Source organism: Streptomyces sp. NPDC093094, assembly GCF_044754345.1.
GTDB lineage: Bacteria > Actinomycetota > Actinomycetes > Streptomycetales > Streptomycetaceae > Streptomyces.
Genome location: NZ_JBIVOX010000040.1, coordinates 1 through 20522, shown reverse-complemented (window position 1 = coordinate 20522; position 20522 = coordinate 1). Strand labels below are relative to the sequence as shown.

Here is a 20522-nt window from a genome sequence, read left to right as displayed (position 1 = left end):
GCGGTGTCTGCAGGTTCCGGCGGGCGGCCCGTCGCCGGGCCGGCCGGGTCACCGCGAGCGCTCGGGCGGGTCAGGCCGCCGCGTCGAGCTCGCGCACCACGTACTCGCGGAGTGTCGTCGGGGGCCGGCCCAGCAGCCAGCCGAGCACGTTCGGGTTGCCCGTGATGCCGTAGCGGCTGTAGTGGCCCCACAGCCGGTACATGGCGTCGTAGGGGAACTCGTCCTCCGCGCGCGCCTGGCGCTCGCTGCTCGCGAAGTCGCCGATCGGCTGGAGCTCGGTCGTGACGGGCACGCCCGACACCTCTTCGATCAGGGCCGCGATCTCGTGGCCGTTGACATGGTCGGACCCGCACAGCTCGTAGGTCGCCCAGTGGTGCGCGGGGTCGCCGGCGACCTTCGCGGCGACGGTCGTGACGTCCTCCAGGTCCACCTGGGCCAGCCGGGTGTCGTGGGAGAAGGGCTTGCGGTGCACCCCGGTCCGGACGGTCCTGGCGACGTCGATGTTCTGGAGGTAGTGCATGGGCTGGAGGATGGTGAACGGGATCGGGGACTCGACCACGACACGCTCCACGGCCAGCTTGGCCTGGTGGTTCAGGAGCGCCTCGATCTGCGGGTGCACCACGGAGAACTGCACGAAGTGGCCGACACCGGCGCGACGCGCCTCGGCGACCACGGCGCGGCCGATGTCCGCCTCACGGTGGTGGAACAAGGGGCCGATGTGGACGACGGTGTCGACGCCCGCCATGGCCTTGCGCAGGTCGGCGGGTTCGAGGAGGTCGGCCACGACGGTCTCGTCCGCGCCGTGGTCGCGCAGTTCGCTCACGGACGGCGCGATGTCCGCGGCCCTGACGGACTTGCCTTCGCGCGCGAGCGCTCTCACCAGACTGCGGCCGGTCCGGCCGCTCGCAGCGGTTACCAGAATCAAGAGAACCTCCGGCGTACGTCGCCCACGCACGGCCGGACGGACCGGACGTGACGTAGAGCATATGTTATAACGGTTAGTTTTGAAATGAACGATCCGGCTCGACCTGCTCGGTCAGTAGGCGACCGTGAAGCGCGCGCGACGGTGCGCCGGGGTCTCGATCTCGTCGACGAAGGCCGCGGCGAAGTCCGCCCCGGAGATGAAGGAGCGCCCCTCCTCGTCGGCCAGCATGACGTCGCGGCCCAGGCGGAACGTCCCGACCGGCTCGCCGGGGGCGTAGTGCCCGAAACCCCGGGGCGGGCTCAGCACGAACCAGTCGAGGCCCGGGTCGCTGTCGCGCAGCCCCTGCAGGACCTGGTCGCTGATGCGGGCGTAGCCCCGGAACTGCTCGGGGAACTCGGGTGCCTCGTAGACCTTGGGCCCCTCGGGCCCGGTCAGCAGGGATCCGGCGCCGCCGACCACGCCGAGACGGGCACCCGCGGTGCGGGCGAGGTCGGCGATCTCCTCGTTGAGCTTCACGAAGCCGTCCGCCAGGTCGCCGCTCGGCGCCAGGGCGACGACGATCACGTCGGCGCCGGCCGTGGCACGCTCCAGGTCGGCCCGGTCCTGCGCGGAACCTGTCACGGGCACGACGCCGGCGATCGTGTCGCCCGACGCGCTGCGGCTGAAGGCGACGACCTCGTGTCCGCGCGCGGCGGCCTCGCGGGCGATGGCGCCACCGGCGTATCCGGTGCCGCCGAGAACGGTGATGCGGGCCATGAGAACTCTCCAGTGGTGTGCGTCGGGGACTCTCCCCCACGCGGACCGCCCGGCCGTGCCATCGGGATCACGGCGGGCTCCCGGGACTGCCGAAGGCAGCCGGCGACCCGGGGCTCGCACTCCGGCTGCCTTCCGCCGTCGGTCAGCTGCCCTCGGCCGGGGCGCCCTGGGACACCACGAGCGGCTCCGACGTCAGCTCGGCGTAGGCGTCCCGGACCGCCGGGACCAGTGCCCTGGCGCGCTCCGGGTCGGCCTGCTCGCCCCTGAGCTTGAGGATGTCCCCGCCGCGGCGGTCGGCGGGGATGTCGGCGGTGCGGGCCGCGACCAGGGCGTGGAAGTGCGGGAACGCCTCTCCGAACATGAGGATGTACGTGGCCTCCGCGCCGGTGGCGTGGGTGACGGCGGCGACCAGGTCCCGCGCCCGGCGGCCGAACGTCTCCTGCTCCCGCTCGTTCAGGCCGGTGATGCGCTCGGCGTGGCGCCGGGCGCGCAGGAAGAACCATCCGGGGACGTCGTAGGACGGGACGATCTCCGCGGCCCAGAGCTCGTCGCGGAAGACCACGTCGGTCTCCTCGGACTCCTCCAGTCCGCAGATCAGGCAGTTCTGTTCCATGTGCTGTTCCCCTCCGGGAATGTCGTCGATGTGTGGTGCGGGGGCGCCCGGGGCGAGAGCCCGTCAGCACGCGGCGCGGAAGCCCGTGCGGATCGTCCCGATGCCCTGGACGGTGGTGACGAGCTCGTCGCCCGGGCCGATCAGGACCTTGGGCTCACGGGCGAAGCCGATGCCCGACGGGGTGCCGGTGAAGATGACGTCGCCGGGCGCGAGGGTGACGGTCTGCGACAGCCGCGCGATGATCTCGGCGACCGGGAAGATCATGAGCTTGGTGCGCGACTGCTGCATCGTCACGCCGTTGAGGGTGCAGCCGATGGCGAGGTCGTCGGGGTCGTCGAACTCGTCGACGGAGACGACCGCCGGCCCCATGGGCGCGAAGCCGGGGAAGGACTTCCCCATGTTGAACTGAGGGGTGGGCGGCCGCAGCTGCATCTCCCGCTCGGAGAGGTCCTGCCCCACGGTCAGGCCGGCCACGCGGTCCCACGCCTCGGACGCGTCGATCCGGTGGGCGTGCCCGCCCATCACGACCACCAGCTCCGCCTCGAAGTCGACCGAGCCCTGCGGCAGCTCGACCTCGGCGTCCGGTCCGGTGATCGACGACGGGAACTTGGTGAACACGACCATGGAGTCGGTGGACACGTCCAGTCCGGCCTCCTCGGCGTGGTCGAGGTAGTTGAGCCCGATCGCGAAGACCTGGCCCGGCCGCGGCACCGGGGAGTCCAGCCGCACGTCACCCACCGGCCGCGTCGGAGCCCCGGCCGCGCCGGTCGCCGCCCAGTCCTTGAACTCCGCCCACCGGGCGTAGACGGCCTGGACGTCCGGGGAGAACAGGCCGCCGCTCGCCTGGGCGACGTCGACCACCCCCTCGGCGGTCAGCAGGCCCAGCCTGCCCGCCGCGTTGACGATCTGCATTCCTGGCTCCTCACGTAGAGAATATATGTGATAACGATAGTACGGAGGTGCAGCCACCTCCTGTCCCGGGCCCTCCCGGCCGGCCTCTCAGTCGGCCATCGGGTGCGGCAGCTCGGGGCTGGTCCTCAGCGCCCACGCCCGGGTCTGCAGCTCGGCCGCCGGGGTGCCGGCCCGGCGTGCCTCCACCATCAGCTCGGGCCGGTAGCGCACCCCGATGGGATCGGCGTCGTACTCCGCGCCCCGCATGTAGGCGGTGGCCTCGTCGGCCGTGGCGAAGTTGTCGACCTGGAGCTCCACGTGGTTGCCGTCCGGGTCCTCGTAGTACAGCGAGGTCGTGACGCCGTGCTGGACCGGCTTCCAGGGTTCGATGCCCTGGGACAGCAGCTCCAGATAGCGCTCCAGCAGCTCGTCGAGCGAGTCGAAGGTGTACGCGACATGGTTCACCAGGGCCGTCCTCGCCGACTTGCGCTCCAGGTCGGGGATGTGGGCCAGGGCGATGCGGTGGTGCTCCTCGTCGAAGGTGATGAAGGTCAGACCGTGTCCCTCGTAGACGACGTGGGCGCCCAGCAGCGCGCAGTACCACGCGCGCATGGCGTCGGGCTGGGACGTCTGGAACACGACGTGGGCGAACTTGGGTGTCGAGGTCATGCTCGTCTCTCCTGTGCTGGTGCGGCGTGTCCGGCCGGTGGCGGGCGCCCTTGTGGGGTGAGCGCCCACCCCTGTCATCCCGCGACGGCGTCGAGCTCGGCGACGGCGTCGTCCGGGAGTTCCACGGCGGCGCCGGCGACGTTCTGCCGCAGGTGCGCGACCGAGGAGGTGCCCGGGATCAGCAGGATGTTGGGCGACCGCCGCAGCAGCCACGCCAGCGCCACGGCCCTGGGGGTGGATCCCAGGCGCGCGGCGACGCCGTCGAGGACGCCGGACTGCACCGGGCTGAATCCGCCGAGCGGGAAGTAGGGGACGTAGGCGATCCCCTGGGCCGCGAGGCTGTCGATCAGGGCGTCGTCGCCCCGGTTCGCGATGTTGTACAGATTCTGCACACACACCACGGGCGCGATCGACCGGGCCTCGGCCACCTGCTCCGCGGTGACCGTGCTCAGGCCCAGGTGCCGGATGAGGCCCTGCTCCCGCAGCTCGGCGAGGACGCCGAAGGGTGTGGTCACCGATTCGCCCGGGCCGCCCACCCTGAGGTTCACGACGTCGAGGGTGTCCAGGCCGAGGCGGGTCAGGTTGTCCTTGACCGCCTGGCGCAGCTGGTCGGGCTCGGCGGCCTGCGGCCAGCCGCCCTTCTCGTCGCGGGCGAAGCCGACCTTGGTGACGATGTGCAGGTCCTGCGGGTAGGGGTGCAGGGCCTCGCGCAGGATCTCGTTGACGACGTACGGGCCGTAGTAGTCGCTGGTGTCGATGTGGGTGATGCCCAGCTCGACCGCCTCGCGGACGACCGCGACCGCGGCGGCCCGGTCGGCCGGCGGCCCGAAGGCCATCGGTCCGGTGAGCTGCATGGCCCCGTAGCCCGTCCGGGTCACGGTGAGGTCGCCGCCGAGGAGGTAGGTACCCCCGGCGAGGGAGTGCGGCATGTCTGCTTCTCCAGGTGGATCGGTGGTGGGTGCCTGCGGGCCCGCGCTGCTCAGCTCGCGCCCCACAGCTGGGCGTAGGTCTTGCGGAACGAGCCGTCGGTGAACCAGGCCCCGTTCTTGAACTCGTCGACGCTGCGGCCGTTCACGGAGCCGATGTTGCTCTTGTTGAAGATGCGCCGCGGGATCGTGTAGGCCGAGGCCGCGGGAACGTCCGTCTCCGTCATCATGCGCAGCAGGCGGTCGGTGTTGTTCCACGCCACGAGCGCGGGGTCGACCGCCACGTCCGCGAGCTGCTTGCCGCTCGCCAGCCGCTGCATCGCCGTGACGTCCGATCCGTATCCGACGAGCTTCAGCTCGTCGGCACGCCCGGACAGCTGCATGCCCTGGATGGCGAGGGGGGCGGCGGGCTGGTCGTAGCTGACGTACACGTAGTCGATGTTCCGGTCCGCGTTGAGCGCGACGCTCACCGTGGTCGGGATCTTCTGGACCGCGGTCGGCTCCCAGGCGGCCGTGGTGACCCTGCAGCCGGGACACTGGGTCCTGAACTCGTCCAGGACGGCGTCCGAGGACCGCTTCGTGGTGCTGGTCGAGGTGGTGTTCACGAACAGCACGTCGGCGTCGCCGCCGGAGTCGGCGATGATCGCGTCGGCCATCAGCCGGCCGCCCACGTCCTGGCCGTTGTCCGTGGTGGCCATGTGGCCCTCCCACTCCGCGGGCACCGGGTCGGAGACGTCCGACGCGACGACCGGGATGTCCGCCTTGACGGCCGCCGCGTAGGCGTTCCTGGCCAGGGCGAAGGGGACCGAGTCGGTGATGATGCCGGCCGAGCGGGCCGCGACGGCCTGGTTGATGCACTGGGTGGCCACGGTGGGCTGCGCCTGGGCGTCGCAGACCTGGACCTTCATGCCCAGCAGCTCGGCGGCCTCGGTGATCTGCTCCAGCTCGGCCTGGAAGTAGGTCGCCTTCAGGGTGATGGGGACGTAGGCGATGGTGCGGCCCTTGAAGCCCTCCAGGCCGGAGATCTCCCGCCCCGGTGCCACGAACTGGTCCAGGGCCGGGAGGTGCTGCTCGACGGCGGCTTTCGCGTGGGCGACGCCCTCGGCGCTCGCCCGGGGACTGCCGGTGCCGTCGGACGAGTCGGATCCGCCGCAGGCGCTCAGGCTCGCGGTCGCCAGTGCGGTGACGGCGAGCAGGGCCCACTTCGTGCGGCCCGTCGCGGCTCTTGACGTGTGGTTCATTTCCGGTTTCCTCTCGGTCGCGTTGCGGATCGGCCGCCACCACCCGCCGGTGGCGGCCGGGCATGAGGGTCAGGAGTGGCGTCGGTCCCGGCGGAACAGCGTGGAGAGGACGATGGCGATGATGAGCGCCGATCCGTAGAAGACGTCGCTGATCCAGCCGGCGAAGCCGAGAAGCTGGAGGCCGACGATGCCGGTCGCCAGGAAGTAGATGGCGATCATGCTGCCGGCGGGGTTGAACCGGCCCGGCTGGATGACGGCCGTGCCGAGGAACGTCGCCGACAGGGCCGGCAGCAGATAGCTGGACGCGCTCGCCGGGTCGAATCCGCCGACGGTCCCGACCAGCAGCACACCGCCGATGCCGCACAGCAGCGACGAGGAGATGTACGCGCCGACCCGGATCCGGTTGACCCGCACCATGGCGAGCCGGGCGACGGAGCGGTTCGAGCCGACGAAGAGCATGTGCCGGCCGAGCGGCGTGGACGTCATCACGTAGGTGAAGACGGCGGCCACCGCGAGTCCGTAGTAGAAGCTGATCGGCAGCCCGAGCACATCGGTCGCGGCGACCTTGTACAGCGACTGGCTGTCGAGGAAGACGCTGCCTCCGTCGGAGATCCGGGAGGAGACACCCGTGAGGAGGGTCGCCACGCCCAGCGTCGTCACGATGGGATTGATCCCGATCCTGATGATGAGCAGGGCGTTGAAGGCCCCCACGCCCACCGCCACCGCCACGGCCACCAGGGCGGCGAGCCAGACGTCGAGGCCCTGCTCGCCGACCAGGACGGCGACCAGGGTCGCGGACAGTCCGGCGACCGCCGCGACCGAGAAGTCGAACTCCCCGACCGCGAACGCGCACAGGGCTCCGAGGGCGATGAACACCAGGGCCTGCTGCGAGCCGAAGATCGTCTGGAAGGTGCCGACCGTGAGGAACTGGTCGGGGCTGAGGGAGCCGAAGATGATGAAGAGGGCGATCCAGACCACGATCAGGCTGCCCCGGCGGGCCACGTCCGCGGCGACCTTCTTGCCGTGGCTCGTGCCGGTGGGCTCGGGCGCCTTCTTCCCGGGTTCGGGTTCGGCGGCCGCCGGCCGCGTCTCCATGGTCGTCGTCGCGCTGTCGTCGGATGTCAAGGCGGTGTCTCCTTCGTCGTGCGCCGGCCGGCGTCGTCGGTCAGGCATAGGTGGCCTTCGTGATCGCCTCGGCCGAGACGTCGTCGGCCAGTTCGAGGTGGGTCTGTCCGGGGCGCAGGACGATGACCCGGTCGCACACGGCGGCGAGGTCCTGCACCTCGATCGAGACGATCACCACGGCCTTGCCCTCGTTGGCGGCGGCCCGCAGGGCCCGCAGGATGTCCAGGCGGGCTCCCACGTCGACGGCCTGGGTCGGCTCGCAGGCGATCAGGACCTGCGGCGAGTTCAGCAGCCATTTGGAGAGCAGGAGCTTCTGCTGGTTGCCGCCGCTGAAGGAGGCGACCGGGGCGTTCGGCAGGGCCGGGGTGATGCCGAAGGTGGCGACCGCCGACCTGAACTCCTCGTGCTGCCAGTTGCGGCCGAGGAAGAAGCGGCCGCGCTTCGTCACCCTCGGCAGCGTCACGTTCGACATGGCGCTCACCTCGGCCGCGAGACCGTCCTGCATACGGTGCTGGGGGATGACCGCCAGGCCCGCCTCGTGCAGGGCGTCCCGGTCGCGCACCGGCAGGGTGAACTCGCTGTCGCCGACCTTGAGCCGGCCGCCGCAGGCCCGGCTGTTCCCGCCGAGGATGTGCTCGACCTCCTCCAGGCCGCAGTCGCCGGCACCGGTGATGCCGATGACCTCGCCGCCGTGGATCCGCAGGTCGATCTCGCCGAGCGTCGCGCCCGACAGGCCGGAGACCTCCAGCGCGATCTCCGGCTGGTAGCTGTCGGGGTCGATCACGGCGCCGATACGGCCGCTGGCCAGCTCGCGGCCGAGGATCAGCCGGCTCAGCCCGGCCTCGGTCAGCTCCGCCACCGGCGTGCCCTCGGCGGCCGTCCTGCCGTCGCGCAGCACGGTCACCCGGTCCGCCAGGCTCATCACCTCGTCGAGGCGGTGGCTGACGATCAGGATCCCGGTGCCGGAGCGGGCGATGGCCCGCAGGATGTCGTAGAACTCGGGCAGGGTCTCGCGCGGCAGGGACTGGGTCGACTCGTCGAACACGATGCAGCCGGTGCCCGGACGGCGGCCCTGGACGGCCCGCGCGATCGCGACGACGGCCCGCTGCCCGGCCGGCAGCGAGCCCAGCCGGGCGTCCATCGGCAGGGAGACGTTGAGCCGTGCGAAGGTCTCCTCCGCCTCGCGGCGCTCCTGCGCCCAGTTGATCCTGCGCGAGGTCCGCCCCGGCCGGTACTGGCCGACGCGCACGTTCTCGACCACGGACAGGTCGTCGACCAGCCCGAGGTCCTGGTGGACGAAGGCGAGGTCGTGCTCGCGCAGGTCGCCCGGCTGCACGGGGCTGGACAGCGCCCGGCCCCCGACCCGGATCTCTCCCGCGTCGGCGGTGTGGACACCCGAGAGGATCTTGATCAGGGTCGACTTGCCGGACCCGTTCTGTCCCACGAGGGCGTGGATCTCGCCCGGCTCGATCGTCAGGTCGACGCCGTCCAGGACGGTCGCGCGCCCGAAGCGTTTGGTGAGGCCCCTGATCTCGACGGCTTCACGGCCGTGCGTGTCACTCGGAGGCGTTCCCGAGCCGGTCGACCTCCGGCCCGGTGCATGTGTGCTCCGCATCAGTACTCCTGCCTGACGTGGCCGACGCCACCTCAGAATTGCTAGTTGATATATGTGATATCAGCTGAGGCCGCAAAGGACCCTGCGCCGGAAGGGACGATGGACCCGGGCGGCGGGCCTCAGAGCATCGGGGTGATGTTCCCGTCCTCGGCCAGCAGTGCCGTGCCGTACATCTCCAGGCTCACACCGGGGACGATGTAGGCGTGCCGGGCCGCCACCGCGGAGTCGCGCCAGTGCCGCTGGATCACGTTGTTCTCGCCGAACCCGGCCGCACCGTGGGCGAACAGCAGCAGGTCGATCGCCTTGGTGACGTTCGCGACCACCCAGCCGGCGTCCGCACGGGCGCGGGCGCGCATCAGCTCGTCGGGGTACGTTCCCTCGCGCGCGGCCCGGTCGATCGCGTCGACGGCGCGGTAGGCGTGCAGACAGGCCGAGTCGATCAGCATCGCGGCCTCGGCGATCTGGTGCCTGAAGACCGGCGACTCCGCCTGGGTCGCGTAGAAGGTGAAGGTGAGCGGCTTCGCCGCGGCCTTCGCGCTCACCAGCTCCAGCACCTTCTTCGCCATGCCGAGCTGCGGAGCGGCGATGCCGAGGGCCAGCACCGGGGTGAAGGCGCTGCGGTAGAGCACCTCCTCGGTGTGCTCGGTGGCCACCTCGCCCGCCCATGCCTTCGGCGCGGAGATGATCCGGTGCTCCGGGACGAACACGTCCCGGGCGATGAGACAGTTCGAGCCCGAGGACTTCATCCCCGCCACGAACCAGGTCTCCTCGAAGTCGAGGTCGGACCTCGGGACGAGGGCGATGCCGTGGTCGATCGTCTCACCGGCCTCGTCGACGACCGGCATGCCCAGCACGGCCCAGTCGGAGTGCCAGGAACCGGAGTTGTAGTACCAGCGGCCGTTCACGACGAATCCGCCGTCGACCTTCACCGACTCCGAGCTGGGAGTCACCACACCGGAGACCTTGGCGTCGGGGTTGCTCTTCCAGACATCGTCCTGGGCCTGCTCCGGGAACAGCCCGGTCATCCAGGCGCACTGGTTGACGAGGGTGACCACCCAGGCGGTCCCTCCGTCCGCCTCGGCGACCGCCGCGGAGACCTCGATCTGGGTCCGTACCGGCATCTCGTAGCCGCCGTAGCGCTTGGGCTGGGCGACCTTGAAGACACCGGCCTCGGTGAGTGCCTGGACGGTCTCCTCCACGACGCGGCGGTCCTGCTCCCCCTGCGCCGCATTCTTCTCCAGCAGGGGGTGGAGCTCCCTGATCCGGGCCACGAGCTCCTCGGTGCTCGGTTCGCCGCCCGTGACGGGCACTTCGGTCGTTACGGATGCCATGGTGCGTTCCTTCTCGTGTCAGGGGATCGTCAGCGGGCCAGCGCGGCGATGGAGTCGATGATCGCGGGGCGGCGGCGCTCGTCGTAGCGGGAGTGGGTGCCGAAGGTGCGGTACGCGTACACGAGCGGCGGCAGCTCCGCCCGGCTCGCGCCGACGACATGCCCGAGCAGCAGCAGGTGGTCGCCGCCCTCCACGGCCTCGTACAGGTCGCATTCGAGCCAGCCGGCGGCGCCGTCGAGACGGGGCAGACCGTCGTCGAGGTGCCAGTCGGCCTGGGCGAAGCGGTCCGCGTCGCGGCTGGCGAACAGCATCGCCAGATCGGCCTGGGCGTAGCCGAGCAGGTTCACACCGAACCGCCGCTCCTCCAGGATCTGGGCCAGTACCCGCGAACCGCGGTCGAACGCCACGGTCACCAGCGGCGGGTCGAGCGACAGCGAGGCGAAGCTGCTCACCGTGGCGCCGGACGGACTGCCGTCGTTCGTCGTGGTGACCACGGTGACGGGCGCGCAGACGCCCGCCATCATGTCGCGGAAGGTCTGCGGCGCTACGCTCCGCCTCTCGGTCCTCATGCTGTGTTCCTTTCTCGGAGCGTGCCGTGTCCGTGTCCGGCCGGGGTACGGCCCGGTGTCACTTCAGGCCCTCGATCTCACGCAGACCGACGGCGTCGATCATGTCGGCGAGGGCCTTCAGGGCGTCCTCCCCCGGTTCGAGGTACGGCTTGCGGGCGTGGCCGCCGGGAAGTCCCATCAGGCGCAGCATCGCCTTGTAGACGACGACCCTCGGCACCGCGTGCCCGGCGGAGAACCCGGAGATCCCGCTCCACAGCCGGGTCACGGTGCGGTAGGTCTCCCCCGCCGCGGCGAGGTCTCCGCGGTGGAGTTCGTCGTGGAGGGCGCGGCACAGACGGGGGGCGACGTTCTGCAGGTTGTCCAGCTCGGCCGTGGCTCCGACGGAGTGGGAGAACATCAGCCGCTGCGTCATCGTCAGCACCGTCGTGCGGGGCGCGAACCGTGCGACGAAGTCGGCCACGTTGTGCTGGTCGGGGTGGTGCTTGAACACCCCGACGACCTGCGGGTGCACGGTGACCAGACGGTCGAGGACGGATGCCGGGACCTCGAAGCCGGTCATGAAGTTGCTGGAGAGCACCACGGGCGCGTCGACCGCCGACAGCACCTCGTCGTAGAACGCCTGGAACATCGCGGTGTTCGGCACGAAGGAGTGGCCCAGGGTGGGCGGGTAGAGCTGTACCGCGTCGGCTCCCCGCTCCACCGCCTCGGCGGCGAAGCGGATGTTCTGCGCGGCGGTGGGGAACTCTCGGTTGCCGGCGACCACCGGGCTGCGGCCCGCGGCCTCCTCGGCCGCGATCTCCACCACCCGCAGGATCTCGGTGTCGGTCATCTGCGAGCCCTCGCCCGTGGCGGGGCTGGCGGGCCAGAAGCCGACGTCCTCGCGGAGCATCCACCGTACGTGCTCACGCAGGGCACCCTCGTCGAGGGTGCCGTCGTGGTTGAACGGGGTCAGTCCCATGACGTAGGAACCGGCCGGAAGAGCCGTATGCCGAACGGCTCGTCGGTCTTGCTTCATACGTTCGCAGCCTTCAGCTTCCGTCGCCCATGAGCACGAGCATCGGGTCGGGCAGGCCGGACTTGAGCGCCCAGGCCCGGTCGGAGAGCTCCTCGGTGGTGGCGCCGCCGCGCCGGGCCTCCAGCATCGCCTCGGGGTCGAAGGAGGGACCGACCGAGTCGGCCGCGTACTCGGGCCCCTTCATGTAGGCGGTGGCGTCGTCCGGCTCCGCGTACCGGTCGATCTGCATCTCCACGAAGTTCCCGTCGGGGTCGCGGTAGTACATCGAGGTGGTGACGCCGTGCGCGATGCAGACGGCGGGCAGGACGCCCTTGTCGCGCAGCAGGACGTACCGGTCGAGCAGGTCGTCGATGGAGTCGAACGTGTACGCGACGTGGTGCATCGCGGCCGTGTCGGGCGTCTTGCGCTTGAGCTGCGCCGGCGGGTGGATGAGCGCCACCCGGTGGTGCTCCTCGTCGAACGTGATGAACGAGAGGGCGTCGTCCGTGTAGACGACGTGGCCGTCGAGGACGGTGCAGTACCAGTCGCGCATCTGCTGCGGCTGGGCTGTCTGGAATACGACGTGGGCGAACTTCGGGCTCGCGGACATGCGATTCTCCCTGGGACTCTGACGTCGGACCGGCCGGAACGGCGGCGACGGAGCTCTGTGCTTCGAGAGCCTCTGATGCGCACCACCGTAGCGGTGATATGTGATAACAGAAACCCTCTGAGGCGAGTTCTTTTACAAGACGGGGGTTTCCGGCCCGTTGACGACGGCGGTCGGTCGTGTGTCGGCGGCGTGACAGACGGCCCCTGGGCCGCTGAGCCCGCGAGAACGGTGCTCTCACGCTACGCCAGGTGTGTCACCGGCGCACGGGCCGGACGCCCGGGCCGGCAGGACGACAACGGCGGCACCGCTCCACAGGAGTGTGCCGCCGGAGTCGACGAAAAGGGAAGAGGTCGGCCAGGTGGGCGTGCGGTCGGCACGGGGCCGGCACGGGAACGGCTCAGTCGGCGACGGCCGCGATGCCCTGCTGGGCGATCTGCTCGTTGACGTCCAGGTGGTGCATGACCGCCTGGGCGGCACGGCCCGGGTCCCGCTCGGCGACCGCGGCGAGCAGCTCGGCGTGCGCCGCCTCCCGTCTGCGGGGCTCTTCGGGATCGCTGTCCCGGCCGCCGAACGCGAGCCGGACATAGCGCTCGGCCGCGTGCCAGAGCATGCCCAGGATGCGCAGGTCCCACTCGGTGGCGGCGGGGCGCAGCAGATCGAGATGGAACTCGTGGTGGGCCTCGTAGATCTCGTCGAGGCCCAGGTGCTCGTCGCCGAAGGTCGCCAGATGTGCCGCCAGCCGGGCGTGATCGCGGCTGGTCAGCAGCAGACAGGCCCGTCCGGCGAGCTCCGGTTCGATTCTGCGGCGGAGCCGGTAGATGGCGTTCAGGTCGTCGTGGCTGAGCGGGGCGACGACGGCGCTCTTGCCCCGGGCGGTGATGACGAGCCCCTGCCCCTCCAGATGGCGCAGCGCCTCGCGTACCGGGATGATGCTGACACCGAGGCGGCCGGCGATCTCACGGAGCGAGAACTCCTGGCCGGGACGCAGGTCGGCGGCGAGAATGGACCGGCGGATCTCCCTGGTCACCTGCTCGACCACCGACTGCGGCTGCACACGCCGTACACCGGTCGTGCTCACTCCAGCCACGGGGTCCTCCTTGGGGCAGCGTCCACAGATATCGCCGACCATCTACGTTATCAGCGATATCAAGACCCTGTCCCCTCATCGCGCGGCCTTCGCCCCGGCCCTCTCCCCCGTCGGCCTTCCCCGCGCCGCCCTCACTGCGCGGAGGCCGCCCGCCGCAGCAGCGGAGTGACGCGGTAGTCGACGAGCTGGCGCATCACCAGAGCGGTGTTGGTGCGCTCCACCCCCGGGTGGTCGAGGATCTGGGCCGCGATGCGGTACAGGTGCTCGGCGTCCGCGGCCACGACATGCACCAGCAGATCGCTGTCCCCGGTCAGACCGTGCACCTGGAGGACCTCGGGAATGGCGGCCAGCGCCCCCGCGACCTCGTCGAGCCGCCGCTGGACGACCTTGGTGGTCACGAAGGCGGTCAGCGGATAGCCGAGTGCGGCGGGACTGACCCGGCGCTCGAAGGATCCCACCCCGTCGGTGCGTTCCAGCGCGGTCAGCCGCGTCTGGACGGTGTTGCGGCTGAGCCCGGTCCGCTCGGCGAGCGCGACGGCCGTGGCGCGGGGGTGCGCGGACAGGGCGAGCAGCAGCCGGGCGTCGGTGGAGTCGATGCGCGCGGTACCGGCTCGCGCGGCGTCCGTCCGCGCGGTACCGCCTCGCGCTGCGTCTGCTCGCGCCGTGTCCGTTCGCGCTGTGCTTGTTCGCGCTGTGCTTGTTCGCGCTGTGCTTGTTCGCGCTGTGCTTGTTCGCGCTGTGCTTGTTCGCGCTGTGTTGGTTCGCGCTGTGTTGGTCACGATGCGCACCTTCTCGGGGGTCGGGGGTGGGATTTTGAGCATCCTGCACTGTTATCACACAACCTCTTGCGCACATTCTTGTCAGGTGGTGTGCTCCACCGCAACGACTGCTCGCACGGTGACCCGCCCGCGGCCGCGCAACCCGGCCGCTCCCACTCCGGCACACCGGCCGGAGCAGTTTCCCGTTCGTGCCGTGCCCGGCGCGCTCCCCCGTTCGCTTCCCGACCCTGCGGCTCGCTCCCACGAGCGGCAGGTCCAGAGGAGGTCCGTGTCACATGACCACTGCCCCAGCTCAAGCCGCCGCGCACCGCACCGCCGCCGAGGGCTCCTTCGACACCCTGCGTGAGATCGAGGACCGGGTGCTGTGGCTGTCCAGCGCCATCGTCCACCACGCCAACCGGGTGCGTCCCAATCCCGGCGGGCTCAAGGTCGGCGGCCACCAGGCGTCCTGCGCCTCCATGGTGTCGATCATGACCACGCTGTGGTTCCGTCATCTGCGCCCCGAGGACCGCGTGTCGGTCAAACCGCACGCCTCGCCGGTCCTGCACGCCATCAACTACCTCCAGGGGAACCTGGATCCCGCGTACCTGCCGACCCTGCGCGAGTTCGGCGGACTGCAGAGCTACCCGAGCCGTTCCAAGGACCCGGACCCGGTCGACTACTCCACCGGCTCCGTCGGCATCGGCGCCACCGCCACCATCTGGGGCGCCATCGCCCGGCGTTTCACCTCCGACGACGCCGGCACCCCGGCGGGCCGGCAGTACGCGCTGGTCGGCGACGCCGAGCTGGACGAGGGCGCGATCTGGGAGGCGGTGCTCGACCCGCAGGTCTCCGAACTCGGCGAGCTGGTCTGGATCGTCGACCTCAACCGGCAGTCGCTCGACCGTGTCGTGCCCGACATCGCCGCGGACCGGCTCCAGGGCATGTTCGCCTCGGCCGGCTGGCAGGTGCTCACCCTCAAGTACGGCAAGCTGCTGGAGGAGCTGTTCACCCGCCCCGGCGGCACCGAACTGCGCCGGCGTCTCGACGCGATGCCCAACCCGGAGTACCAGCGGCTGCTGCGCTGCCCGGCCGCCGAACTGCGCAAGCGCCTGCCCGGCGAGGGACCGGACGCCGCGCCCGTCGCCGCACTGCTGGAGCAGCTGGACGACACGACGCTGGTGCGGGCGCTGAGCAATCTGGGCGGTCACGACCTGTCCGCGCTCGACAACGCGCTCGCCTCCGTCGACGACCACCGTCCCACCGTCGTCTTCGCCTACACCGTCAAGGGCTACGGCCTGCCCACCCAGGGACACCCGCAGAACCACTCCTCGCTGCTGACCACGGCTCAGATCGACGAGCTGGCCGCCCGGATCGGCGCGGATCCGGAGAGCCCGTGGGACGCCTTCCCCACGGCCTCGCCCGCCGGACGCCTGTGCGCCGAGGCCGGGGCGCGGCTGAACCGGGACCCCGCGGTCGGCGCACCGCCGCCCTCGGTGCCCAGCGACATCGGCCGCACCCCCACCGGCACCGCGACCACCCAGGCCGCCCTCGGCCGGGTGCTGCTCGACCTGACCCGTGCCGCCCCGGAGACCGCCGCCCGCGTCGTCACGGTCAGTCCGGACGTCAGCTCCAGCACCAACCTGGGCGGCTGGGTCAACAAGGTCGGTGTCTGGGCCCCGACCGAGCGCGTCAACTGGTTCCACGACGACGCCGAGACCCTGCTGCACTGGCGTGAGAAGCCCACCGGCCAGCACATCGAACTCGGCATCGCCGAGACCAACCTGGTCGGGCTGCTGGGCGAGCTCGGCGCGACCTGGAGCCGCTGGGGCAAGCCCCTGCTGCCCATCGGCGTGCTCTACGACCCCTTCGTCCAGCGTGCCCTGGAACCCTGGTCCTTCGGTATCTACGCCGGTGGCCAGTCCATCCTCGTCGGTACCCCCTCCGGAGTGACCCTGGCCCCCGAGGGCGGCGCCCACCAGTCCATCACGACGCCCTCTCTCGGCATCGAGCAGCCCGGCTGCACCACCTGGGAACCGGCCTTCGCGCTGGACACCGAGTGGACCCTGCTGGCCGCGCTGTCCCGGCTGGGCATGCCGGGCGGCGGCTCCGCCTATCTGCGGCTGTCCACCCGCCCGGTCGACCAGAGCCTGGCCCAGGTGCCCGAGGACCCGGCCGCACGCGAACGCCGCCGCCGTCAGGTCGTCGCCGGCGCCTACCCGCTGCGCCGCACCGAACAGCCCCGGGTCACCATCGCCGCGATGGGCGCCATGGTGACCGAGGCGCTGGAGGCGGCCGAGCGCCTCGGACAGCAGGGCGTCGCGGCGGACGTCGTCTGCGTCACCAGCCCCGGCCTGCTCTTCCAGGCCCTCGACGCCCGCTCCGGCCACGGCCACGCCGACACCTGGATCCTCGACCAGGTCTTCCCGGCCTCGCGCGCCGCCCCGCTGGTCACCGTCCTGGACGGCCACCCGCACACCCTGGCCTTCCTGGCGAACATCAACCGGGTCCCGCTGAGCGCGCTGGGCGTGTCGCGGTTCGGCCAGTCCGGCTCGCTGGAGGACGTCTACCGCTACCACGGCATCGACACCGACAGCATCGTCCGCGCCGCCCTCGACCTCACGGACTGAAGCCCCGTTCGGTCTTCGCACCCCCGAGTCGCAACGCAAGGGAGGAACACCTCATGAAAGCTCTGAGCGGCGTGGAACGCGTCTGGTCCGGGGCACCCGCGCAGGAGCGCAAGGAGCCGCCCGTCCCGCCGTCCCGCCATCTGGCACCGGGCGGCAGGATCGGCATGGTCATGCCTGCCGCATCCGGCGACGGAGCGGACGTCCGGCGGCCGTCGGACGAGGCGGCGGGCGCGCGACGGGCTCCGTCCCCGTCGCCGTCCTCGCCCCGGTCGCCGTCGATGCCTCCGTCCCCGGCGGCCGTCGCGGCGGGCGCGCGACGGCCGGCCGTCGCCGCCGCCCGCCGTGCGGACCGTGCGAACGACACGGCCCGTGCGGCCCGTACGGACGACACGGCCCGTGCGGACGACGGCACACCGTGATGCCCCGGCACAGACATCGCTCCGACGAGAAGGATCGCAACGATCGTATGGACAAGGCATTCGCGTCCGCCGCGGAAGCGGTGGCGGACATCGCGGACGGCGCCTCCCTGGCCGTGGGCGGATTCGGCCTCTGCGGCGTCCCCGCCACGCTGATCGCCGCCCTGCACGACCAGGGCGCGAGGGAGCTGCGGGTCGTCTCCAACAACTGCGGCACCGACGGCAACGGCCTCGGTGTCCTGCTCGACGCCGACCGCATCGCCCGCGTCACCGGCTCCTACGTCGGTGAGAACAAGGAGTTCGCCCGCAGATACCTGTCCGGAGAGCTGGAGGTCGAGCTGGTGCCCCAGGGCACGCTGGCCGAGCGTCTGCGGGCCGGCGGCAGCGGGATCCCCGCCTTCTACACGCCCGCCGGAGTGGGGACTCCTGTCGCCGACGGCGGCATCCCGTGGCGCCATCGCCCCGACGGCAGCGTCGCCGTGGCCTCCCCCGTCAAGGAACTGAGGGCCTTCGACGGCCGGCAGTACGTGCTGGAGGAGGGCATCACCTGCGACTTCGCCCTGGTGCGCGCCGCTCGCGCGGACCGGTACGGCAACCTCGTCTTCCACAAGTCGGCCCGGAACTTCAACCCGCTCGTCGCGATGGCCGGCCGTGTCACCGTCGCCGAGGTCGAGGAACTGGTCGAACCCGGCCGTCTCGACCCCGACGAGGTCCATCTGCCCGGCGTCTTCGTGCAGCGGGTCGTCCTGCTCACCCCGGAACAGGCAGCCGTCAAACCCATCGAGCGGCGCACGGTCGCCGAACCCCGAACCGGCAAGGCGGTCGACTCCTGATGCCCTGGACCCGCGCAGAGATGGCCGCCCGCGCGGCGGCGGAACTCGAGAACGGCTCGTACGTCAACCTCGGCATCGGACTGCCCACCCTGATCCCCGGCCATCTGCCGCCGGACGTGCACGTGGTCCTGCACTCCGAGAACGGTATCCTGGCCACCGGCCCCTATCCGGCGGAGCACGAGGTCGACCCCGATCTGATCAACGCGGGCAAGGAGACCGTCACCGTCCTGCCCGGTGCCTCGTTCTTCGACTCCGCGCTGTCCTTCGGCATGATCCGGGGCGGCCACCTCGACACCGCGGTGCTGGGCGCCATGCAGGTCTCCGCCCAGGGCGATCTGGCCAACTGGATGATCCCCGGCAAGATGGTCAAGGGCATGGGCGGCGCCATGGACCTGGTCCACGGGGCACGGCGGGTCATCGTGCTCACGGAGCACAACGCCAAGGACGGCTCGCCGAAGATCGTCGACGAGTGCACCCTTCCGCTCACCGGCCGTTCCTGCGTGCACCGCGTCATCACCGACCTCGGTGTACTCGACGTCACCGTGCACGGCCTCGTCCTGGTGGAGACGGCACCCGGGGTCTCCCCCGCCGAGCTGGCCGCCAGGACGGGTGCCCCCGTCCTCACGCCCGAGCTCGGACGCATCGCCTGAGCGGCGCCCCACGCCGCACAGCGACACCCCCCGACCGCGCAGGGCGCTCCATCCCCCCGGTGCCCCGCGCCGGACGCGTCCGCCCGGGGACCGCTCGTCGAGGGTCCCCGGGCGGACGCACCCCCCGCACGCACAGCAAGGAGTCCCACGATCATGCCGGCCTCAGTCATCCTGCCCTCGCTCGGCGAGAGCGTCACCGAAGGCGTCGTCACCCGTTGGCTGAAGGCCGAGGGAGATCATGTCGAAGCCGACGAGCCCCTGCTGGAGGTGTCGACCGACAAGGTCGACACCGAGATACCGGCCCCCGCCTCGGGAGTCCTCGTGTCGATCGCCGTCGGCGAGGACGAGACCGTGGAGATCGGTGCCCTGCTGGGGCTCATCGCCGAGCCGGGCGAGGCCACCGCCACACCGCCGCCCGCCCCTGCCGCTGCTCCTGCTCCTGCTCCTGCCGCACCTGTTCCGGCCTCTACGCCCGCTCCCGTCGTTGCGGTCTCCTCGCCCGCGCCCACGCCCGCCGCTCCAGGGGCGGACCGTACTCCCGTGGTCCTGCCGACGCTCGGCGAGAGCGTGACCGAGGGAACCGTCACCCGCTGGCTCAAGAACGTCGGGGACGCGGTGGCGGAGGACGAACCCCTGCTGGAGGTCTCCACGGACAAGGTGGACACCGAGATCCCCGCACCGGTCGGGGGCGTCCTCCTGGAGATCCTGGTCGGTGAGGACGAGACCGCCGAGGTCGGTTCCCGGCTCGCTGTCATCGGTGTGTCCGTTCCCGCGACGGCGCCGGCCGCCGGCAGCCCGGCCCCGGCGGAGACCCCGGCCCCCTCGATCACACCGCCCGCTCCGGCCCCGGCGCCCGCGCCCGCGCCCACACCGGCTCCGGCTCCGGCTCCGGCTCCGGCGGCCGGCTCCTCCCCCGGGACCGCGGGCTCCTCCCTGCCGCGCGGACGGACCGAGCCCCTGAGCCGTATGCGCAAGGTCATCGCCGAGAACATGGTCCGGGCGCTGCACACCTCGGCCCAGCTCACCTCGGTCGTCGAGGCGGACGTGACCGCTCTCATGAGGCTGCGCGACCGGGTCAAGGACGCGTTCGCCGCCCGTGAGGGCATCAGGCTCTCGCCGATGCCCTTCATCGTCAGGGCCGCGGTCGAGACGCTCGTCGAGCATCCCGTCCTCAACGCCAGCATCGACACGGACGCCGGCACCATCACCTACCACGACGCCGAGCACATCGGCATCGCGGTGGACACCGAGCGCGGCCTCATGGTGCCGGTCATCCACGACGCGGGCGGCCTCGACGTCCCCGGGCTCGCGAAGAGGATCGCCGACCTCGCCGCCCGGACCCGGCAGCAGAGGATCAAGCCGGACGAGCTGTCCGGAGCCACCTTCACCGTCACCGACACCGGCTCCCGCGGCGCCCTGTTCGACACACCCGTCTTCACCCCGCCGCAGGTGGCCATCCTGGCCATCGGGGCGACCGTGAAGCGGCCGGTCGTGCGGGAGCACCCCGAGGCCGGCACCACCATCGCCGTGCGCGACATGGTGTACCTCTCCCTGTCGTACGACCACCGCCTGGTCGACGGCGCGGACGCCGCACGCTTCCTCTCCGCGCTCAAGGGCCGCCTGGAAGCAGCCGACTTCGACGGCTCCTTCACTCTGTAGCCCTCCCGGAAAGGAGCCGGTCGTGTCCGCAGTCGCACCCGACGGACGCAAGATGCTGCGCCTGGAGGTCCGCAACAGCCAGACCCCCATCGAGCGCAAGCCCGAGTGGATCAAGACCCGGGCGAAAACGGGCCCCGAGTACACCAAGATGCAGAACCTCGTGAAGGGCGAGGGCCTGCACACCGTGTGCCAGGAAGCCGGCTGCCCCAACATCTACGAATGCT

General features: G+C 71.2%; 20 protein-coding genes and 1 pseudogene. 6 read left to right on the top strand and 15 right to left on the bottom strand.

Annotated features, from left to right (window positions below; genetic code table 11):
* Positions 1–70: 70 nt before the first annotated feature.
* The 15 genes from ACIQGV_RS39390 to ACIQGV_RS39320 all read right to left on the bottom strand — a co-directional run bounded on the left by ACIQGV_RS39390 (position 71) and on the right by ACIQGV_RS39320 (position 14131).
* Positions 71–925, bottom strand: coding sequence for an SDR family oxidoreductase (locus ACIQGV_RS39390; RefSeq protein ID WP_402504252.1), 855 nt, complete (start codon positions 923–925; stop codon positions 71–73).
* Positions 926–1036: 111 nt separating this feature from the next.
* Positions 1037–1681: an NAD(P)-dependent oxidoreductase gene (locus tag ACIQGV_RS39385; RefSeq protein ID WP_402504250.1), complete on the bottom strand. Its 645-nt coding sequence runs from the start codon at positions 1679–1681 to the stop codon at positions 1037–1039.
* A 142-nt stretch (positions 1682–1823) separates the two neighbouring features.
* Complete coding sequence (locus ACIQGV_RS39380) at positions 1824–2294, bottom strand: hypothetical protein (RefSeq protein ID WP_402504247.1); 471 nt, start codon at positions 2292–2294, stop codon at positions 1824–1826.
* A gap of 63 nt (positions 2295–2357) precedes the next feature.
* Positions 2358–3206, bottom strand: a complete 849-nt coding sequence (locus ACIQGV_RS39375; protein ID WP_402504244.1) for a fumarylacetoacetate hydrolase family protein — start codon at positions 3204–3206, stop codon at positions 2358–2360.
* 87 nt (positions 3207–3293) lie between these two features.
* A complete protein-coding gene (locus ACIQGV_RS39370; RefSeq protein ID WP_402504242.1) occupies positions 3294–3854 on the bottom strand; it encodes a VOC family protein in 561 nt (186 codons plus the stop codon).
* 74 nt (positions 3855–3928) lie between these two features.
* On the bottom strand, positions 3929–4783 hold the full coding sequence (locus ACIQGV_RS39365) for an oxidoreductase (RefSeq protein WP_402504239.1): 855 nt from the start codon (positions 4781–4783) through the stop codon (positions 3929–3931).
* A gap of 50 nt (positions 4784–4833) precedes the next feature.
* Positions 4834–6021, bottom strand: coding sequence for a sugar ABC transporter substrate-binding protein (locus ACIQGV_RS39360; protein WP_402504237.1), 1188 nt, complete (start codon positions 6019–6021; stop codon positions 4834–4836).
* 69 nt (positions 6022–6090) lie between these two features.
* Positions 6091–7146: an ABC transporter permease gene (locus ACIQGV_RS39355; RefSeq protein WP_402504234.1), complete on the bottom strand. Its 1056-nt coding sequence runs from the start codon at positions 7144–7146 to the stop codon at positions 6091–6093.
* Positions 7147–7186: 40 nt separating this feature from the next.
* On the bottom strand, positions 7187–8761 hold the full coding sequence (locus tag ACIQGV_RS39350) for a sugar ABC transporter ATP-binding protein (RefSeq protein ID WP_402504231.1): 1575 nt from the start codon (positions 8759–8761) through the stop codon (positions 7187–7189).
* A gap of 119 nt (positions 8762–8880) precedes the next feature.
* Positions 8881–10092, bottom strand: a complete 1212-nt coding sequence (locus ACIQGV_RS39345) for an acyl-CoA dehydrogenase family protein (protein ID WP_402504228.1) — start codon at positions 10090–10092, stop codon at positions 8881–8883.
* 29 nt (positions 10093–10121) lie between these two features.
* Complete coding sequence (locus tag ACIQGV_RS39340) at positions 10122–10661, bottom strand: flavin reductase family protein (protein WP_402504226.1); 540 nt, start codon at positions 10659–10661, stop codon at positions 10122–10124.
* A gap of 58 nt (positions 10662–10719) precedes the next feature.
* Positions 10720–11619: a dihydrodipicolinate synthase family protein gene (locus tag ACIQGV_RS39335; protein ID WP_402504223.1), complete on the bottom strand. Its 900-nt coding sequence runs from the start codon at positions 11617–11619 to the stop codon at positions 10720–10722.
* 70 nt (positions 11620–11689) lie between these two features.
* Complete coding sequence (locus ACIQGV_RS39330; RefSeq protein WP_402504221.1) at positions 11690–12265, bottom strand: VOC family protein; 576 nt, start codon at positions 12263–12265, stop codon at positions 11690–11692.
* A gap of 397 nt (positions 12266–12662) precedes the next feature.
* The gene (locus ACIQGV_RS39325) at positions 12663–13352 is read right to left on the bottom strand and encodes a GntR family transcriptional regulator (RefSeq protein ID WP_402504219.1); all 690 of its coding nucleotides are present in this window, start codon (positions 13350–13352) and stop codon (positions 12663–12665) included.
* Positions 13353–13483: 131 nt separating this feature from the next.
* Entirely contained in the window at positions 13484–14131 is a 648-nt protein-coding gene (locus ACIQGV_RS39320; RefSeq protein WP_402504217.1) for an Lrp/AsnC family transcriptional regulator, read from the bottom strand.
* 275 nt (positions 14132–14406) lie between these two features.
* Between ACIQGV_RS39320 and ACIQGV_RS39315 the strand changes: the two genes are divergently transcribed.
* From ACIQGV_RS39315 to ACIQGV_RS39290, 6 genes and pseudogenes are all read left to right on the top strand, one after another.
* A complete protein-coding gene (locus ACIQGV_RS39315; RefSeq protein ID WP_402504214.1) occupies positions 14407–16740 on the top strand; it encodes a transketolase-like TK C-terminal-containing protein in 2334 nt (777 codons plus the stop codon).
* A gap of 53 nt (positions 16741–16793) precedes the next feature.
* Positions 16794–17159, top strand: coding sequence for a hypothetical protein (locus ACIQGV_RS39310; RefSeq protein ID WP_402504212.1), 366 nt, complete (start codon positions 16794–16796; stop codon positions 17157–17159).
* A gap of 47 nt (positions 17160–17206) precedes the next feature.
* The gene (locus ACIQGV_RS39305; RefSeq protein ID WP_402504209.1) at positions 17207–17989 is read left to right on the top strand and encodes a CoA transferase subunit A; all 783 of its coding nucleotides are present in this window, start codon (positions 17207–17209) and stop codon (positions 17987–17989) included.
* Positions 17989–18639, top strand: a complete 651-nt coding sequence (locus ACIQGV_RS39300; RefSeq protein ID WP_402504206.1) for a 3-oxoacid CoA-transferase subunit B — start codon at positions 17989–17991, stop codon at positions 18637–18639. Before ACIQGV_RS39305 ends, ACIQGV_RS39300 begins: the two co-directional genes overlap by 1 nt.
* A gap of 153 nt (positions 18640–18792) precedes the next feature.
* Positions 18793–20298, top strand: coding sequence for a 2-oxo acid dehydrogenase subunit E2 (locus ACIQGV_RS39295; RefSeq protein WP_402504205.1), 1506 nt, complete (start codon positions 18793–18795; stop codon positions 20296–20298).
* A 22-nt stretch (positions 20299–20320) separates the two neighbouring features.
* A pseudogene (locus tag ACIQGV_RS39290) lies at positions 20321–20522 on the top strand (lipoyl synthase); the annotation flags it as partial.

What these genes read in the sequence shown, in the direction of transcription:
- ACIQGV_RS39385 (WP_402504250.1), bottom strand. Translation starts at nt 1,681, where the DNA reads ATGGCCCGCATCACCGTTCTCGGCGGCACCGGATACGCCGGTGGCGCC.
- ACIQGV_RS39380 (WP_402504247.1), bottom strand. Translation starts at nt 2,294, where the DNA reads ATGGAACAGAACTGCCTGATCTGCGGACTGGAGGAGTCCGAGGAGACC.
- ACIQGV_RS39375 (WP_402504244.1), bottom strand. Translation starts at nt 3,206, where the DNA reads ATGCAGATCGTCAACGCGGCGGGCAGGCTGGGCCTGCTGACCGCCGAG.
- ACIQGV_RS39370 (WP_402504242.1), bottom strand. Translation starts at nt 3,854, where the DNA reads ATGACCTCGACACCCAAGTTCGCCCACGTCGTGTTCCAGACGTCCCAG.
- ACIQGV_RS39365 (WP_402504239.1), bottom strand. Translation starts at nt 4,783, where the DNA reads ATGCCGCACTCCCTCGCCGGGGGTACCTACCTCCTCGGCGGCGACCTC.
- ACIQGV_RS39360 (WP_402504237.1), bottom strand. Translation starts at nt 6,021, where the DNA reads ATGAACCACACGTCAAGAGCCGCGACGGGCCGCACGAAGTGGGCCCTG.
- ACIQGV_RS39350 (WP_402504231.1), bottom strand. Translation starts at nt 8,761, where the DNA reads ATGCGGAGCACACATGCACCGGGCCGGAGGTCGACCGGCTCGGGAACG.
- ACIQGV_RS39345 (WP_402504228.1), bottom strand. Translation starts at nt 10,092, where the DNA reads ATGGCATCCGTAACGACCGAAGTGCCCGTCACGGGCGGCGAACCGAGC.
- ACIQGV_RS39340 (WP_402504226.1), bottom strand. Translation starts at nt 10,661, where the DNA reads ATGAGGACCGAGAGGCGGAGCGTAGCGCCGCAGACCTTCCGCGACATG.
- ACIQGV_RS39335 (WP_402504223.1), bottom strand. Translation starts at nt 11,619, where the DNA reads ATGGGACTGACCCCGTTCAACCACGACGGCACCCTCGACGAGGGTGCC.
- ACIQGV_RS39330 (WP_402504221.1), bottom strand. Translation starts at nt 12,265, where the DNA reads ATGTCCGCGAGCCCGAAGTTCGCCCACGTCGTATTCCAGACAGCCCAG.
- ACIQGV_RS39315 (WP_402504214.1), top strand. Translation starts at nt 14,407, where the DNA reads ATGACCACTGCCCCAGCTCAAGCCGCCGCGCACCGCACCGCCGCCGAG.
- ACIQGV_RS39310 (WP_402504212.1), top strand. Translation starts at nt 16,794, where the DNA reads ATGAAAGCTCTGAGCGGCGTGGAACGCGTCTGGTCCGGGGCACCCGCG.
- ACIQGV_RS39305 (WP_402504209.1), top strand. Translation starts at nt 17,207, where the DNA reads ATGGACAAGGCATTCGCGTCCGCCGCGGAAGCGGTGGCGGACATCGCG.
- ACIQGV_RS39300 (WP_402504206.1), top strand. Translation starts at nt 17,989, where the DNA reads ATGCCCTGGACCCGCGCAGAGATGGCCGCCCGCGCGGCGGCGGAACTC.
- ACIQGV_RS39295 (WP_402504205.1), top strand. Translation starts at nt 18,793, where the DNA reads ATGCCGGCCTCAGTCATCCTGCCCTCGCTCGGCGAGAGCGTCACCGAA.